This window comes from Stenotrophomonas sp. STM01, assembly GCF_014852135.1.
Lineage (GTDB): Bacteria > Pseudomonadota > Gammaproteobacteria > Xanthomonadales > Xanthomonadaceae > Stenotrophomonas > Stenotrophomonas capsici.
This window is the reverse complement of sequence record NZ_JACVBA010000001.1, coordinates 1,225,862-1,241,044: the sequence shown is the minus strand read 5'-3', so window position 1 is coordinate 1,241,044 and position 15,183 is coordinate 1,225,862. Positions and strand designations below refer to the sequence as shown.

The following is a 15,183-nucleotide window of genomic DNA, read 5'->3' as shown; positions in this document are numbered from 1 at the left end:
CGCCCTCGGTGGCGTCGTCCTCAACGCGCATGAGGTAACGGCCCCGGCACCGCCGGGGCCGTTTTTACGCGTCGGGCGTGCAGCGATGCTGGTGCGAGGGCTCAGTCTTCGCAGACATCGACCAGGGAGGCCTGCAGGAAACGCACGGCAGCGTCGGGCGCGATGTCCAGCAGCAGCCCGCGTTGTCCGGCATTGATGTACAGGCGCTCGTGCAGCCGCGCGTCCTGGGCGAACACCACCCCGGCCGGGCGCTGCTGGGCGAACGGGCTGATGCCGCCCACCTTGTAGCCGCTGCGCCGTTCGGCCTCGGGGATGTCCATCATCTGTGCATGCTTGCCCCCGCAACAGGCGGCAAGCTTCTTCAGCGACAGCCGGCGGTCGCTGGGGATCACCGCGATCACCGGTTGCTTGTCCACCCACGCCATCAACGTCTTGAACATGCGCGCCGGGTCGATGCCCAGCGCCTGCGCTGCCGCCAGGCCCTTGCTGTCGACGTCGGCCGAGTAATCGTAGGCGTGCAGCCCATGGGCGATGCCGGCCTTGTCCAATGCCGCGGTGGCGCGGGTGCCCTTGGCCATCAGACGGCTTCGAAGCGGTTCGCGTCCACGTTCTTGCGGACCTTGGTCGGGTCCCAGATACGGCCATTCATGGCGATGTAGACGCCGGGCGGCAGCGACTGCACCGCACCGATCGCGCAGCCGATGTTGAACTCGGCGTCCGAGCCGCGGAACCGCGCCGGGCTGAGTGCGCCGGTCATCACGATGGTCTTGTCGGCGATGGTCTGCAGTACCTTGCCGGTGGCCACCATCGAATCGGTGCCATGGGTGACCAGCACGTGGCGGGTGGGCTGGGCGGCGATGGTGGCGCGGATCAGCTCGCGGTCGTCGTCGGTGATGTGCAGCGAGTCCTTGCGCAGGATCGGGATCACGTTGAAGCGGAAGGTCACGCCGAGCTCGCGCAGGATCATGCCGATCTGCGGGTCGCCGATCTGGTAATCGGACTTGTCGTCGAAGTAGATCTTGTCGATGGTGCCGCCGGTGGTGACGACCAGGAGTTCTTCCATCATTGCGGTAAATCCTTGCGGTGACTGCCAGCGGCGCCATGCCGCGATGCTGCGCATGATAATCCAAGCCGCCACCCGGGCAGGGCCCGGTGCCAGCGGCTATCGCGGTGTCTTCCGCGCGAACCGCGCACGTACCCCGGGCACGCTCACCAGCCCGATCACCAGCAGCGACAGGCCGATCTCCAGCCAGGCGTACAGCGCGAGCTCGCGGTGCGCCCAGGCGCTCATCACGCCATGGCTGAACCAGAACAGGGCCAGCACCCCGGCCCAGAAACGGGCACCGGCGCGCCGGGCGATGACACCGGCCAGCAGGAGCAGCGGCGGGGCCACGAACACCAGCAGTACCGCGGCCAGATGACGGTCGGCACGGAACCACACGCCGTACAGGGCCGCCAGCGCCAGCAGCGCCAGGCCCAGGACCCCGTCGCGCGCCCGTGACTTCATGGCGCGGCCAACCGCCGCGCGATGTCGGCCACGCGCCGGCCCAGCACGCGGGCCAGGTGGGCTTCGTCATCGCTGGGCTGCGGGTCGTCCTGTGCACCGGCGACGTGGCTGGCGCCGTAGGGCGTGCCACCGGTGGTGGTATGGCTGAGCGCCGGTTCGGTGAACGGGATGCCGACGATCAGGCAGCCGTGGTGCAGCAGTGGCACCTGCATCGACAGCAGCGTCGATTCCTGGCCGCCGTGCATCGAGGCGGTGGATGTGAACACCGCCGCCGGCTTGCCGGCCAGCGTACCGTTCACCCATTCCGCGCCCAGGCCATCGAGGAAGTGCTTGACCGGCGCGGCCATGTTGCCGAACCGGGTGGGGCTGCCGAGCACGATGCCATCGCATTCGGCCAGGTCGGCGATCTCCACGTAGGGCGCGCCGTCCTCGGGCACCGGCGGGGCGCTGGTCTGGGTGACGGCGGCCACCGGCGGCACCGTGCGCAGTCGGGCGCTCATGCCGGGCACCTCGCCGATACCACGGGCGATCTGCCGGGCCAGCCGGGCCACCGAACCGCCGCGGCTGTAGTACAGCACCAGAATTTCCGCCATCACACCATCCATTCATCACGCAGGAGTCCGCAGTATCGGCGATGCGGGCCGCGCTTTGCATCGGGTACCCTTCCCCAATGGAACCTCTGGATTCACTCAATCTATGGACGGAGCGGCTGCGTGACCGGGCGCGTACGGCGACCTTCGCACGCTTCCTGTGGCGCCGCTTCATCGACGACCGCCTGTTCCAGGCCGCCGGCTCGCTGGCCTACACCACGGTGTTCGCCCTGGTGCCGCTGGCGATCGTCGTGTTCGGCGTGCTGTCCGCATTCCCCATGTTCGACCGCTGGAGCGAAGCGCTCAGCGACTACGTGTTCTCCAATTTCGTGCCCTCGGCCGCGCGCGCCGCCGAAGGCTACCTGCGCCAGTTCTCGGCCAGCGCCGGGCAACTGACCGCGGCCGGCTTCATCGCCCTGGTGGCATCGCTGCTGATCACCCTCAACAGCATCGAGCAGACCTTCAACCGCATCTGGCGGGTGGCTTCGGCGCGCCCGCAGTTGACCCGCTTCCTGGTGTACTGGACGGTGTTGACGCTGGGCGCCTTGCTGGCGGCGGCGTCGTTGGCCGTTTCGGCCAAGGTGCTGTCGCTGCCCCTGTTCGGGACCAACGAAGGGCGTTGGCTGGCCGACCTGGGCCTGCGCCTGGCACCGGTGCTGATCGAATTGGCCTGCGTGATGCTGATCTACCGGGTGGTGCCGCACCACTCGGTGAAGTGGCGGCATGCCATCCCCGGCGCATTGCTGGCGGTGGTGATGCTGGAGCTGGTGAAGTGGGGCATGGGGCTGTACCTGGGCAGCTTCCAGTCCTACCAGAAGCTGTATGGCACGGTGGCCTTCGTGCCGATCCTGTTGTTGTGGATCTACCTGGGCTGGGTATCGGTGCTGATGGGGGCCTCGCTGGCCTCCTCGATCGCTGCCTTCCGTTACCAGCCGGTTGCGCTGCGCCTGCCGCAGGGCTGCGAGCTGTACGGCCTGCTGCGCCTGATCGGTCGGTTCCGCGAGGCGCGCCAGGACGGCAAGGGGCTGGACGAGGAACAGATCCTGCTGCTCGAACCGATGCTGACCGACTCGCTGCTGCAGCAGCTGCTCGAGCAGATGGAGCGCATCGACCTGCTGCGCCGCGACGAGCGCGGGCAGTGGCTGCTGGCGCGCGACCTGGATGGCCTCAGCCTGGCCGAGCTGTACGAAAGCTCGCAGCTGCGCATCCCCGTGGCCGAGGAATACCTGCCATTCCGCGATGACCTGCTCGGGCAGGCCGCATGCCGCGCGCTGGATGAGCTGCGCGTACCGCTGCGCACCCTGCTCAAGCGCCGCGTCGACGATATCTATACCTCTTCCGGAGAAACCTGATGAACCGCACCCTCGTTCCGTTCGCCGTGCTGGCACTGGTGCTGGCCGGCTGCACGCCGCAGGCGCCCACCGCCGCGCCGGAGGCGGCGACACCTGCTCCGGCCGCACCGGCTGCACCGGCCAACGCGCCGGTCGAAGCGGTGCAGCAGACCGCGGAGTTCCCGCAGTTGCAGGTCGCCACCGTCGACGGCAAGACCTACGACCTGGCCAGCCACCGCGGCAAGTGGGTGGTGGTTAACTTCTGGGCGACGTGGTGCGCGCCGTGCCTGCAGGAAATGCCGGAGCTGTCGGCATTGCACGCCATGCGCAGCAACGTCGAGGTGGTGGGGCTGGCCTACGAGGACATCGAGCTGGACGAGATGCAGGGCTTTCTCAAGGCCCGGCCGGTGGCTTATCCCATCGCCATCCTCGATGTCTACGACCCGCCCAAGGACTTCGCGACCCCGCGTGGCCTGCCGATGACCTACCTGATCGCACCGGACGGAAAGGTGGCCAAGCAGTTCGTTGGCCCGGTCAACGCGCAGGAGATCGAGCAGGCCATCAGCGCGGCCGGCGGCAAGGCGGCCTGACCCGGCCCGCGGAACGCGCCGACGTAGGCCGGGTTCCCAACCCCGCCCATGTGCCATGGCGGGGGCGATGCGGTTGCCGGCAGGCCTCAATCGATGCCGATCGGCACCGACGCGATCGGCTTCACCACGCCGTACTTTTCCTTCTTCGGCTTGCCCGGCAGCGGCGGCAGCGCGACCAGCGGCTCGTCGACGCGGGTGTCGGGCAGCCGGTCGAGCAGGTCGCGGATCAGGGTCAGGCGGCCATGTTTCTGGTCGTTGAAATCCACCAGCGTCCACGGCGCGTGGGCGGTGTGGGTGGCCTGCAGCATGGCTTCGCGTGCCGTGGTGTAGTCGGCATAGGCAAGCCGTGACTTCAGGTCCACCGGCGAGAGCTTCCAGCCCTTGAGCGGATCCTCGCGGCGCTCGGCGAAGCGCTTCTCCTGCTGCACCTGGTCCACGCACAGCCAGTACTTGAACAGCAGGATGCCGTCGTCCACCAGCAGCTTCTCGAACACCGGCGTCTGCTGCAGGAAGGCGTGGTATTGGGCCTCGGTGCAATAGCCCATCACCTTTTCCACGCCGGCGCGGTTGTACCAGCTGCGGTCCATCAGCACGATCTCGCCGGCGGCCGGCAGGTGCGCGACGTGGCGCTGGAAGTACCACTGCGTGTCCTCGCGCTCGGTGGGCTTGGGCAGGGCGACCACGCGGCATTGCCGTGGGTTCAGGTGCTTGGCCACGTCCTGGATGACGCCGCCCTTGCCGGCGGTGTCGCGGCCCTCGAACAGCACCAGGATGCGCTGCCCGCAATGCTGGGCCCAGCGGGCCATGTTCGCCAGTTCCAGCTGCATTGGTTCCAGCAGCTGTTCGTATTCCTTGCGCTTGAGCTTGCCCATGATGGCTCCCGGTCTGGAATGCCGAGACTAGCGCAGCCCTGTGTCAGCCGGCGTCATCGCCCTGCCAGCCATGCCCACGGGCCAGGCTGTGCAGCAGGGCGGTGAAGTCCTCGGCAAACGCGGCCATGTCGAACAGGCCGGATTGCTCGTGGGCGATCGCCAGCTGCCCGCGCACTGCCTGCAGTGCGTCCGGGTCATTGCCCAGCGCGATGGCGGTGGCGACGAAGGTGGCGTCATCGGCGACGTTCATCGCGTCCAGCCCGAGGTGATGGTTGAGGCTGCCGGCCACCCGCGCGGCAAAGGTCTGCCCGGGCGTGGTCAGCACCGGGCAGCCAGCCCACAGTGCATCGGAGGCCGTGGTGTGTGCGTTGTAAGGGTGCGTGTCCAGGAACAGGTCGGCGTGGCGATAGCGGGCCAGGTACTGCGGATGCGGCAACTTGGGCATGAACACCAGCCGCTCCGGATCAATGCCCTGCTGGCGGGCAACCTGGCGCAGGCGCTGATCGGCCTGGCCGGGGCCGGACAGCAACCACAGCACGCTGCCGGGCACGCCGGCCAGCACCTGCAACAACCGGGTGACGCTGCGCGGATTGAGCTTGTAGCTGTTGTTGAAGCAGCAGAACACCACGCCCTGTGCGGGCAACCCGCACTCGGCGCGCGTCGGCGCGGGCTCCACCTTGCGGGTGTTGTCCGAGGGCTGGAAGGCGCGCGGCAGGCGCAGCACCTTCTCGCTGAAGCCCGCTTCGGCCGTGTGCGGCACGACGAAGCCGTCGGCCAGCAGGTAGTCGATCCACGGCGCGCCGGAGCTGCCGGGGTAGGCCAGCCAGTTGACCTGCAGCGGCGCCGGCCGCATCGCCAGTACTTCCGGGGTGCCGCCACCGCCCCAGCCGCGCAGGTCGAACAGGATGTCGATGCCGGCCGCGCGGATCTGCTGCGCGATGGCGGCATGCGGTTGGCCTGCAAGCACATGCAGCACGTGCGCGGCGGCCTGCAGGCGTCGCCGGATCGGGCTGCCGTCATCGGCGTTGAGGGCAAACAGCTGTACCTGCAGCTGCGGTTGCCGGCGCAGCTGTTCGAACAGCGCCACCGTCAGCAGGCCGGTGGGATGCGCGCCGAAGCCATTGGAAAGAAAGCCCACCTGCAACGGGCCGTGGCTGCGCAGCGGGCGTGGCGGCAGGCGCGGAACGGATTGCGCTAGCACCTGTGCGCGTTGGCGCGCGCAGGCCAGCTGTTCGGCGGGGCTGGCGTCCTCGCTGAGGAAGGCGAATGGCTCGACGGCGGGGTTGCCATGTGCGACCGCATCACGCACCTGGCGTGACAGCGCGTCGAGGTTGCGCCAATCACACAGGCGGCGTTGCCAGTTCAACAACTGTGCCGCCATGTAGGGCTCGTCGGGGGCGAGCGCGTGTGCGCGCCGATACGCCTCGGCGGCAGCCTCCGGCTGGTTGGCATCCTCAAGGACGTGGCCCAGCCACAGCGCCATGCCCGGATGGTGCGGGGCGAGCTGGCAGGCGCGTTGCAGCAGTTCGGCCGCCTGTTGATGCTGGTGCTGCATCCAGCGCACACGGCCGAGGCGGGCGAGGGCTTCGGGGTGGTCCGGTCGCAGGCGCAGGGCACGTTGCGCGGCCTGCTCGCCGGCCGGGATGTCACCGGCACCGAGTTCGGCATCGGCCAGCATGACCCAGGCAATGAAGTCCGCGGGTTGGCGGGTGACGGCGGCGCGCAGCTGCGCGCGTTCGCTGGAAGCGTGGGACATGGGATCAACGGCGACGGACGGTACTGCAGGGGATTCTGCCGTGCCTGCGTGGTTTTTGCTTGGGTCGCCCGGGTCGTGCAGGAAGGTCACCCCGCGTTGCTGTTCGATCTCCATCGCTTGGCGCCGTGAAGGAGGCTTCGAAGCAAAGGCTGCCCTCACCCCAGCCATCCCGCGTGCGGGAGAGGGGGCAGAGCAACAGTAGAAGCAACAGCGACAGCGGGAAGCCGGAAGTCAACCGGCAGTCGACGCGTCGGCCCCCTCCCTTTCGCGTAGCGAAGGGGAGGGTTGGGGAGGGGGGTTCCGCGTTTGTTTCGAAACCTTCCCCGCAGCCTCACGCGAGGCCGTAGAACAAGGCCTCAGCTGCCTTCGGCCAACCGCGCCAGCTCGTCCACCTGGTGCTCGTGCTGCAGGCGGCTCACCAACGCATCCAACTCGCCTTCGATGATGTTGGGCAGGTCGTACAGCGTCAGCCCTTCCACGCGGTGGTCGGTGATGCGGCCCTGCGGGAAGTTGTAGGTGCGGATGCGCTGGCTGCGGTCCCCGCTGCCGACCTGCAGGCGTCGGCTTTCCGCCTGCGCCGCGGCCTGCTTGCTGCGCTCTGCGTCCAGCAGCAGCGCCTTCAGTCGCTTCATCGCCTTGTCGCGGTTGGCGTGCTGGCTGCGCTCGGTCTGGCATTCGACCACCACGCCGCTCGGGACGTGGGTGATGCGGATCGCCGATTCGGTCTTGTTGACGTGCTGGCCGCCGGCGCCCGAGGAGCGGAACGTGTCCACCTTCAGGTCGGCCGGGTTGAGGGTGATGTCTTCCACGTCGTCGGCTTCGGGGATGATCGCCACCGTCGCCGCCGAGGTATGGATGCGCCCCTGCGATTCGGTGGCGGGCACGCGCTGCACGCGGTGCGTGCCGGATTCGAATTTCAGCCGCGAGTAGGCGCCGCGGCCGACCACGCGTGCCACCACTTCCTTGTAGCCGCCGTGCTCGCCGGGGTTGTCCGACTCGATTTCCACCTTCCAGCCCTGCCGTTCGGCGTAGCGGGCGTACATGCGGAACAGGTCGCCGGCGAAGATCGCCGCCTCGTCGCCACCGGTGCCGGCGCGCACTTCCAGGAACAGGTTGCCTTCATCGCGTGGGTCGCGCGGCACCAGCAGCAGCGCCAGTTCCTCGTCCAGGGCGTGCAGGCGCTGCTGGGCAGCGTTGATTTCCTCCTCGGCCAGCTCGCGCAGTTCCGGGTCGCCGCGCATGGCCTCGGCCGAGGCCAGGTCGGCCTTGGCGCGCGACTCCTCGGCCAGCGCGTTGGCCACCGGTTCCAGTTGTGCGAACTCGCGGGAGAAATTGCGGAAGCGTTCGTTGTCGGCGACCACGGAAGGGTCGGCCAGCAGACGTTCCAGTTCTTCACGGCGCTCGGCCAGGGCCAGCAACTTATGGCGCAGGGTCGGCGTCATCGGTTCTCGCTACGGGGTGGTGGTACCCGGGCGTGGCCGGGAACAGGCGCTCGGCGGCGCGGGTAAGGTCAGTATCGCCTTCCAGCGCGGCCTGGCGAAGCGCCGCGGTGGGCGGGTGCAGCAGGCGGTTGGTCAGGCCGTGCGCCAGTTGCTCGAGGACTTCATCGGCCTCTTTGCCATGGGCCAGCTGCTGCCGGGCCTTGGCCAGCAGTTCGGCGCGGGTGGCCTCGCCGAAGGCGCGCAGCTGGCGCATCGGGGCCTGCAGGCTGGCCGCGCGCAGGTTGTCCTGGTAGCGCGAGACCTGCAGGTCGATGATCGCCTCGGCCTCGGCGGCGGCCTCACGGCGGCTGCGGCGGTTTTCCTCGACGGCACGCTCCATGTCATCGACCGTGTACAGGTAGGCGTCGGACAGCGTGCCCACCTCGGCCTCGATGTCGCGTGGTACCGCCAGGTCGAACAACAGCATCGGCTTGTGCTTGCGGCTGCGCAGGGCGCTGGCGACCTGGCGGTGCAGGATCACCGGCTCGCGTGCGGCGGTGGCGGAGAACACCACGTCCGCCTCGCCGAGGTGGCGTTCCAGCTCGGTCAGCGGCAACGCCACGCCACCGTGGCGGGTGGCCAGGTCCTGCGCATGGGCCAGGGTGCGGTTGGCGATCAGCAGGCGCTTCACCCGGGCTTCGCCCAGGTGCTTGGCGGCCAGCTCGATGGTCTCGCCGGCGCCGACCAGCAGCACGGTGGATTCGTCCATGCGTGCGAACGAGTCCTGCGCCAGCCGTACCGCGGTGGAAGCCACCGAGATGGGGTTGGCGCCCACGCGGGTATCGGTGCGTGCGCGCTTGGCCACGGAGAAGGTCTGCTGGAACAGCTTGTCCAGCTGGTGGCCGATGGCGCCGCTGTCGTGGGCCAGCGACCAGGCGTCCTTCACCTGGCCAAGGATCTGCGGCTCGCCGAGCACCATCGAGTCCAATCCGGTGGCGACGCGGAACAGGTGGCGCACCGCTTCGCCGTCGGCGTGCTGGTACAGGTAGCCCTGCAGGTCGCCGGCATGCTGCTCCAGCCACTGCTGCAGGGCCTGGCCATCCTCGGCCACCGCGTACAGCTCGGTGCGGTTGCAGGTGGACAGCAGGACCGCCTCGGACAGCTGCGGGCTCTGGCGCAATGAATCCATCGCGCGCGGCAGCACGTCGCCACCGAAGGCGGCGCGTTCGCGCAGTTCCACCGGCGCAGTGTGGTGATTCAGTCCGAGCACCCAGAGGGTCATCTGTTCAGTTGCTTGCGATAAGCTGCTGGCTGTTGAAGGCCGCCATTTTACGGCCCGGTTGCGCCAGATGCCCGTATTCCATCGCATATGCACCGTTCTGTTGCTTTCCCTGCCGGTTTTCCCGCTGTCGGCGGCCCCGGCCAAGGCCGCCCAGGCGCGGCCGGCGGCCGAAGCCGCGCCGCCGCTGACACCAGTCCTTGCCGGTGAATTTTCCTTGCAGGCCGGCAAGTTGCCCGATGCCGCCAGCTGGTACCTGCAGGCCGCGCAGGAGGCGCGCGGCGACGTGGGGCTGGCTGAACGGGCCACCCGCATCGCCATGCTGGCCGGTGACGACGAGCGCGCCACCCAGGCGCTGGCGCTGTGGGCGCAGCGTGATCCGGGCGCGATCGCGGTACGTGCCACCCGGGCCTCGCTGGCCATGCGCAAGGGCGATGTCGAAACCGCGCGCAAGGAACTGCTGGTGGTGCTGCGTTCCCCCGAGCCGAACGCCTGGCGCAACGCCCTGCTGGCGCTGGCCACCGGTGGGCGTGACCCGGCGGTGCCGGCGCAGGTGCTGGGCATGCTGATCGATGCCAATGCGATTCCCGAGGACCTGGAGGCCTGGCAGGAGTTCGGCCGCCTGGCGCTGCGCATGGAGCGCCCGGAGCTGGCCCAGCGGATGGTGGGTGAAGTGGTCAGGCGTTTCCCCGAGGAACCGCGGGTGGTGCTGCTGCACGCCACGCAGTTGAACCAGGCGGGCAAGAAGGAGGAGGCGCTGGCGCTGCTCAAGGACATCGAGCCCAAGGCCGCGGCCGACGTCGAGCTGCGCAATGCCCTGGCCATCGCCTACGACGCGCTCGGCGAGCCCAAGGCCGCCGAACAGGTGCTGGCGCAGGGCGAGCAGGACCTGCACAGCTGGGGCATGCGTGCCTCGCTGATGGCCAAGCAGAAGGACGATGCCGCGCTGCTCGCGCTGTACGAGGACATCTCGGCCAAGGCCAGCAAGCCGGACCCGGAGCAGCGCCTGCTGCTGGGCAAGATCGCCGAATACCTCAAGCGGTACCAGGAGGCGGTGGACTGGTACCACGGCGTGCCCGGTGGCGACCAGCGTGGCGAGGCGCAGCTGCGCGCGGTCAACGCGCTGCACCTGATGGGCGAGAAGGTCCAGGCCTTCAAGGAAGTGCATGAGGTGCAGGGTGATGCTTCCGTCGACGATGACGTTCGCCGGGACGCCTACCTGCTCGAATCGGACCTGCAGCAGCGTGACGGCGACAGCGCCGCCGAGGTGGACGTGCTGACCCGCGGCCTGTCCGCCTACCCGGATGACAGCGCGCTGCTGTATGCGCGTGCATTGGCCTGGGAGCGCAAGGACGACGTGCCGCGCGCCGAGGCGGACCTGCGCAAGATCCTGGTCGCCGAGCCGGAAAGCGTGGCCGCGCTCAATGCACTGGGCTACACCCTGGCCGATCGCACCCATCGCTATCAGGAGGCGCTGGAGCTGATCGAGCGTGCGCGCGTCGCCGAGCCGGACAACTCGGCCATCATCGACAGCTATGGCTGGGTGCTGTACCGGCTGGGGCGCAACGAAGAAGCCCTGGTGCAGCTGCGCCGCGCCTGGAGCCTGACCAAGGATCCGGAAGTGGCCGCGCACGTGGGTGAAGTGCTGTGGGTGACGGGGCAGAAGGAAGAGGCGCGGCGCTTCTTCGACGAGGCCCGCAAACTGGATCCGGACAACCGCGCGCTGCTGCGCGCGATCGAGAAACTGGGTGTATGAATCAGATGACGTGGCGGGCGCCGTGGGTGCTGGTGATGGCCGGGGTGCTCAGTGCCTGTGGCTCGGTTTCAACGCGGCAGGCATCGCCGGTCACGCCGGAAGTGGCCGAGGTGTCGGCGCAGGCACAGGCCGCCGAGCAGGCCCGGCGCGATGCGCTGCGCGCGCAGCCGGCCTGGGCGTTCCAGGGGCGCGTGGCGATCAGCAAGGGCCGCAACGGCGGCAATGGTCGGATCGACTGGCAGCAGCAGGGGGGCGGTTACCAGATCAGCCTCGCCGCGCCGGTGACCCGGCAGAGCTGGCAGCTGAGCGGTGGTGACGGGCAGCCGGCCCGCCTGGAAGGGCTGGACGGTGGTCCGCGCAGTGGTGACGACGCCGGCCAGGTGCTGGCCGAGGCGACCGGCTGGGAGATCCCGGTCGAGCAGTTGCCGGACTGGGTGCGTGGTTTGCCTGCACAAGGGGCCATCGCCCCGGAACACCTGGGGTTCGATGCCGAAGGGCGCCCGCGCGTGCTGCGGCAGCAGGGCTGGCAGGTCGACTACCTGGACTGGTACCCGGCCGAAGCCGGCCGGCCTGCACTGCCGCGCCGCATCGAAGCGGTCAATGGCGACGCCAAGGTGCGCCTGATCGTCGATGAATGGAGCATCGGCGCACCATGAGCCTTCGTCTCGACGCCGCAGGCTGGTCGTTCTGGCCGGCCCCGGCCAAGCTGAACCTGTTTCTTCACATCACCGGGCGCCGCCCCGATGGTTACCACGTGCTGCAGACCGTGTTCCAGCTGCTGGACTGGGGTGACCGCATCGGCCTGCGCGTGCGTGAAGATGGTCAGGTTCACCGCGAGGGGTCCTCGGTGCCGGGTGTGGCCGAGGCCGATGATCTGGTGGTGCGCGCGGCGCTCGGGCTTAAAAGTGCCGCCAATTGCGCCCAAGGTGTCGATATCCGCGTTGAAAAGCGCATTCCTGCGGGCGGCGGGTTCGGCGGTGGCTCATCCGATGCCGCTACGGTGCTGGTCGCCCTGAATGCGCTGTGGGGCACGGGATTGGACGAGGATGCGCTGGCCACCCTCGGTCTGGCGCTGGGTGCCGACGTGCCCGTGTTCGTGCGCGGCCGCAGCGCCTGGGCCGAGGGCGTGGGCGAGGAACTGCTGCCGATCCGGCTGCCGCAGGCCTGGTATGTGCTGGCCGATCCGGGGGTTCACGTGCCCACGGCTGAACTTTTCCGTTCGCCGGATTTGACGCGGGATGCCGCGCCCGTGAAAATAGCGGACTTCGCTTCCGGGACCGTCCTCGGGAATGCGTTCGAACCGGTGCTGCGGCGTCGGGAACCTGCCATCGAGGCGGCGTTCCAGGCCCTGTCAGGTATCGGTCGGGCACGGCTCACGGGGTCGGGAAGCGGTTGTTTCGTCGAGTTCGCCACGCGCGCTGCCGCAGAGCAGGCATTGGCGGAGTTGCCGAAGGAACTGCGGGCTTGGGTGGCCGCGGGTGTTGACCACTCGCCACTGCTCGATGCGCTGGAGACGACGGGAATAGTTTGATGCAGGGGCGTCGCCAAGAGGCCCAAGGCACCAGGTTTTGATCCTGGCATTCGTAGGTTCGAATCCTACCGCCCCTGCCATTCCTTTCCCTGTGGTTGTAAGCGCAACGGATGTGCGCGCCCCGGAACACGCATCATCTCTGCAGTAACCCGCCGATCCTTCCGCTACTCGTCCCCCGCCCGAGAGAGCTGTCATGCAAGACTCCCCGAACCTGCTGGTCTTTTCCGGCAATGCCAACAAGCGCCTTGCGCAAAGCATCTGCAAGGAGCTGGGGGTCCGCCCGGGCAAGGCCCTGGTGTCGAAGTTCTCCGACGGTGAAGTGCAGGTCGAGATCCAGGAGAACGTCCGCAAGCAGGACGTGTTCGTGGTGCAGCCGACCAGCGCGCCGAGCGCGGAAAACCTGATGGAACTGCTGGTGATCATCGACGCGCTCAAGCGCGCGAGCGCCGCCTCCGTCACCGCGGTGGTGCCGTACTTCGGCTACGCCCGCCAGGATCGCCGCATGCGTTCCTCGCGCGTGCCGATCACCGCCAAGGTCGCCGCCAAGATGTTCTCGGCCGTGAACACCGACCAGATCCTCACGGTCGACCTGCACGCCGACCAGATCCAGGGCTTCTTCGACATGCCCGTGGACAACGTGTACGCCTCGCCGCTGCTGCTCGCCGACATCTGGCGCGCCTACGGCACCGACAACCTGATCGTGGTCAGCCCGGACGTCGGCGGCGTGGTACGCGCCCGCGCCGTGGCAAAGCGCCTGGATGATGCCGACCTGGCCATCATCGACAAGCGCCGTCCGCGTGCCAACGTCGCCACCGTGATGAACATCATCGGTGACGTCGAGGGCAAGACCTGCGTGATGGTCGACGACATCGTCGACACCGCCGGCACCCTGTGCGCCGCCGCTGCCGCCCTCAAGGCGCGTGGCGCGCTGAAGGTCGCCGCGTACTGCACCCACGCCGTGCTCTCCGGCCCGGCGGTGGACAACCTGAACAACTCCCAGCTGGACGAGCTGGTGGTGACCGACACGATCCCGCTGTCCGAAGTGGCCCGCGTCTGTCCCAAGATCCGCCAGATCAGCGTGGCCGAGATGCTGGCCGAGACGATGCGCCGCATCGCCTTCGGTGAGTCGGTCAGCTCGATGTACGTGGATTGATTTTCCGGTCCCTGGCATCGGCCGGGGATCACAACAGGCTCTTCTGGTCGCGGAAGAGTCTTTACGCAGCGCCGCGAGGCGGTGCATCAACCTAGAGTAGTCAACAATGGCAAAGTCTCACGAAATCAAGGTCGCCCGTCGTGACGTGCAAGGTCAGGGTGCGAGCCGCCGCCTGCGTCACGCTGGCGTGGTGCCGGGCATCGTTTACGGTGGTGATCGCGAGCCGGTGAAGGTTCAGTTCAACCACAACGAAATCTGGCTGGCCCAGTTCAACGATTGGTTCTACTCGTCGATCATCGACCTGAACCTCGACGGCACCATCCACAAGGTGCTGCTGCGTGACATGCAGCGTCACCCGTACAAGCAGCTGGTCATGCACCTGGACTTCCAGCGCGTGAACGACAACGAAGTGCTGCACGCCTCGGTGCCGCTGACCTTCATCAACGAAGACACCTCGCCGGCCGGCAAGTCCGCCGACGTGCTGGTCACCCACGAACTGAAGGAAGTGAGCATCGCCTGCTTGCCGAAGGACCTGCCGGAGTCGATCGAAGTCGACCTGGGCGAGCTGAAGGCTGGCGACATCATCTACCTGTCGGGCCTGAAGCTGCCGGCCGGTGTGGAAATCCCGGCGCTGAAGCTGGGCAAGAGCCACGACGACGCCGTGGTCATCGCCAAGACCGCCGGCGCTGAAGAAGCATCGGCCGAGTAATCGGCAATGCCCGGTCCGCCCTTCGGGGCGGGCCAGGCAGATGATTCGTACAGATGACTGGATTGCGATTGATCGTCGGCCTGGGTAACCCCGGCCCCGAGCACGCCCGGACCCGGCACAATGCCGGGTTTCATTTCGTAGAGGCCCTGGCACAGCGGCAGGGCGCGCGCTGGACGCTGGAAAGCAAGTTGTTCGGCGAAGTGGCCAAGGTCGAGATCGGTGGCCAGTCGGTCTGGCTGCTCAAGCCGTCGACGTTCATGAATCTTTCCGGCAAGTCGATCACCGCCGCACAGCGCTTCTGGAAGATCGAGCCCGAACAGACCCTGGTCGCGCACGATGAACTGGACATGCCGCCCGGCGTGGCACGGCTCAAGTTCGATGGCGGCCACGGTGGCCAGAACGGCCTGCGTGACACCATCCGCCTGCTCGGTCACGGCAAGTTCCATCGCCTGCGCCTGGGCATCGGCCATCCCGGCCACAAGGACCGCGTGGTGGGCTGGGTGTTGAACCGCCCGTCGCCGCAGGATGCGGTGCTGATGGACCAGGCCATCGATGCGGCCATCGACGTGATGCCGTTGGCGGTGGCAGGGGATTTCAATGAGGCCATGAAGCGGTTGCATACCGCCCGGCCATGATTGCGGCTTGCGGTTTCCCGGGCGATGGCCCGCGGGAGAGCGCAAGCCGGAAT

Annotated in this window: 15 protein-coding genes, 1 tRNA gene and 1 pseudogene; 9 read left to right on the top strand and 8 right to left on the bottom strand. The window is 68.2% G+C overall.

All coding sequences use genetic code 11. The annotated features are described in order from the left end of the window. Positions 1-101: 101 nt before the first annotated feature. The 4 genes from ybaK to wrbA form a co-directional block, all read right to left on the bottom strand. Entirely contained in the window at positions 102-578 is a 477-nt protein-coding gene (gene ybaK, locus IB227_RS05815) for a Cys-tRNA(Pro) deacylase (RefSeq protein WP_132864897.1), read from the bottom strand. After that, positions 578-1,063: an asparaginase domain-containing protein gene (locus IB227_RS05810; RefSeq protein WP_132866171.1), complete on the bottom strand. Its 486-nt coding sequence runs from the start codon at positions 1,061-1,063 to the stop codon at positions 578-580. Before IB227_RS05810 ends, ybaK begins: the two co-directional genes overlap by 1 nt. 99 nt (positions 1,064-1,162) lie before the next feature. Further along, positions 1,163-1,507 (bottom strand): DUF2069 domain-containing protein, encoded by a 345-nt coding sequence (locus IB227_RS05805; protein WP_192286614.1) that lies wholly within the window; start codon positions 1,505-1,507, stop codon positions 1,163-1,165. Continuing rightward, a complete protein-coding gene (gene wrbA, locus IB227_RS05800) occupies positions 1,504-2,100 on the bottom strand; it encodes an NAD(P)H:quinone oxidoreductase (protein WP_192286613.1) in 597 nt (198 codons plus the stop codon). The genes IB227_RS05805 and wrbA overlap by 4 nt, the downstream gene beginning before the upstream one ends. 77 nt (positions 2,101-2,177) lie before the next feature. Here wrbA and IB227_RS05795 point away from each other — a divergent pair, with 77 nt between their 5' ends. Together IB227_RS05795 and IB227_RS05790 are read left to right on the top strand one after the other, a co-directional pair. Then, the gene (locus IB227_RS05795) at positions 2,178-3,449 is read left to right on the top strand and encodes a YihY family inner membrane protein (RefSeq protein ID WP_192286612.1); all 1,272 of its coding nucleotides are present in this window, start codon (positions 2,178-2,180) and stop codon (positions 3,447-3,449) included. Positions 3,450-3,532: 83 nt separating this feature from the next. Continuing rightward, positions 3,533-4,018, top strand: a pseudogene (locus tag IB227_RS05790) (TlpA disulfide reductase family protein); the annotation flags it as partial. Positions 4,019-4,104: 86 nt separating this feature from the next. On the opposite strand, the gene ppk2 reads toward IB227_RS05790, so the two are convergent. The 4 genes from ppk2 to hemA all read right to left on the bottom strand — a co-directional run bounded on the left by ppk2 (position 4,105) and on the right by hemA (position 9,349). Continuing rightward, on the bottom strand, positions 4,105-4,890 hold the full coding sequence (ppk2, locus tag IB227_RS05785; protein ID WP_192286610.1) for a polyphosphate kinase 2: 786 nt from the start codon (positions 4,888-4,890) through the stop codon (positions 4,105-4,107). A 43-nt stretch (positions 4,891-4,933) separates the two neighbouring features. Continuing rightward, on the bottom strand, positions 4,934-6,646 hold the full coding sequence (locus IB227_RS05780; protein ID WP_192286609.1) for a tetratricopeptide repeat protein: 1,713 nt from the start codon (positions 6,644-6,646) through the stop codon (positions 4,934-4,936). A gap of 356 nt (positions 6,647-7,002) precedes the next feature. Next, on the bottom strand, positions 7,003-8,088 hold the full coding sequence (gene prfA / locus IB227_RS05775) for a peptide chain release factor 1 (RefSeq protein WP_192286608.1): 1,086 nt from the start codon (positions 8,086-8,088) through the stop codon (positions 7,003-7,005). Then, positions 8,066-9,349 (bottom strand): glutamyl-tRNA reductase, encoded by a 1,284-nt coding sequence (gene hemA / locus IB227_RS05770; protein WP_132864889.1) that lies wholly within the window; start codon positions 9,347-9,349, stop codon positions 8,066-8,068. Before hemA ends, prfA begins: the two co-directional genes overlap by 23 nt. Before the next feature lie 67 nt (positions 9,350-9,416). Between hemA and IB227_RS05765 the strand changes: the two genes are divergently transcribed. The 7 genes from IB227_RS05765 to pth all read left to right on the top strand — a co-directional run bounded on the left by IB227_RS05765 (position 9,417) and on the right by pth (position 15,130). After that, positions 9,417-11,102 carry a tetratricopeptide repeat protein gene (locus IB227_RS05765; RefSeq protein WP_192286607.1) on the top strand — a complete coding sequence of 562 codons (1,686 nt, stop codon included), beginning with the start codon at positions 9,417-9,419 and terminating at the stop codon, positions 11,100-11,102. Further along, positions 11,099-11,758, top strand: coding sequence for a lipoprotein insertase outer membrane protein LolB (gene lolB / locus IB227_RS05760; protein ID WP_192286606.1), 660 nt, complete (start codon positions 11,099-11,101; stop codon positions 11,756-11,758). Before IB227_RS05765 ends, lolB begins: the two co-directional genes overlap by 4 nt. Continuing rightward, complete coding sequence (ispE, locus tag IB227_RS05755; protein ID WP_192286605.1) at positions 11,755-12,633, top strand: 4-(cytidine 5'-diphospho)-2-C-methyl-D-erythritol kinase; 879 nt, start codon at positions 11,755-11,757, stop codon at positions 12,631-12,633. Before lolB ends, ispE begins: the two co-directional genes overlap by 4 nt. Before the next feature lie 3 nt (positions 12,634-12,636). Then, positions 12,637-12,713, top strand: a tRNA-Gln gene (locus IB227_RS05750). Positions 12,714-12,826: 113 nt separating this feature from the next. Further along, the gene (locus IB227_RS05745; RefSeq protein ID WP_132864886.1) at positions 12,827-13,786 is read left to right on the top strand and encodes a ribose-phosphate diphosphokinase; all 960 of its coding nucleotides are present in this window, start codon (positions 12,827-12,829) and stop codon (positions 13,784-13,786) included. Positions 13,787-13,892: 106 nt separating this feature from the next. Further along, on the top strand, positions 13,893-14,495 hold the full coding sequence (locus IB227_RS05740) for a 50S ribosomal protein L25/general stress protein Ctc (RefSeq protein ID WP_192286604.1): 603 nt from the start codon (positions 13,893-13,895) through the stop codon (positions 14,493-14,495). Positions 14,496-14,548: 53 nt separating this feature from the next. Then, positions 14,549-15,130: an aminoacyl-tRNA hydrolase gene (gene pth / locus IB227_RS05735; protein ID WP_132864884.1), complete on the top strand. Its 582-nt coding sequence runs from the start codon at positions 14,549-14,551 to the stop codon at positions 15,128-15,130. Positions 15,131-15,183 lie beyond the last annotated feature (53 nt).

Bases quoted from the DNA above. Each gene is read 5' to 3' on its own strand.
- ybaK (WP_132864897.1), bottom strand. From the start codon at position 578: ATGGCCAAGGGCACCCGCGCCACCGCGGCATTGGACAAGGCCGGCATC.
- IB227_RS05810 (WP_132866171.1), bottom strand. From the start codon at position 1,063: ATGGAAGAACTCCTGGTCGTCACCACCGGCGGCACCATCGACAAGATC.
- IB227_RS05805 (WP_192286614.1), bottom strand. From the start codon at position 1,507: ATGAAGTCACGGGCGCGCGACGGGGTCCTGGGCCTGGCGCTGCTGGCG.
- wrbA (WP_192286613.1), bottom strand. From the start codon at position 2,100: ATGGCGGAAATTCTGGTGCTGTACTACAGCCGCGGCGGTTCGGTGGCC.
- IB227_RS05795 (WP_192286612.1), top strand. From the start codon at position 2,178: ATGGAACCTCTGGATTCACTCAATCTATGGACGGAGCGGCTGCGTGAC.
- ppk2 (WP_192286610.1), bottom strand. From the start codon at position 4,890: ATGGGCAAGCTCAAGCGCAAGGAATACGAACAGCTGCTGGAACCAATG.
- IB227_RS05780 (WP_192286609.1), bottom strand. From the start codon at position 6,646: ATGTCCCACGCTTCCAGCGAACGCGCGCAGCTGCGCGCCGCCGTCACC.
- prfA (WP_192286608.1), bottom strand. From the start codon at position 8,088: ATGACGCCGACCCTGCGCCATAAGTTGCTGGCCCTGGCCGAGCGCCGT.
- hemA (WP_132864889.1), bottom strand. From the start codon at position 9,349: ATGACCCTCTGGGTGCTCGGACTGAATCACCACACTGCGCCGGTGGAA.
- IB227_RS05765 (WP_192286607.1), top strand. From the start codon at position 9,417: ATGCCCGTATTCCATCGCATATGCACCGTTCTGTTGCTTTCCCTGCCG.
- lolB (WP_192286606.1), top strand. From the start codon at position 11,099: ATGAATCAGATGACGTGGCGGGCGCCGTGGGTGCTGGTGATGGCCGGG.
- ispE (WP_192286605.1), top strand. From the start codon at position 11,755: ATGAGCCTTCGTCTCGACGCCGCAGGCTGGTCGTTCTGGCCGGCCCCG.
- IB227_RS05745 (WP_132864886.1), top strand. From the start codon at position 12,827: ATGCAAGACTCCCCGAACCTGCTGGTCTTTTCCGGCAATGCCAACAAG.
- IB227_RS05740 (WP_192286604.1), top strand. From the start codon at position 13,893: ATGGCAAAGTCTCACGAAATCAAGGTCGCCCGTCGTGACGTGCAAGGT.
- pth (WP_132864884.1), top strand. From the start codon at position 14,549: ATGACTGGATTGCGATTGATCGTCGGCCTGGGTAACCCCGGCCCCGAG.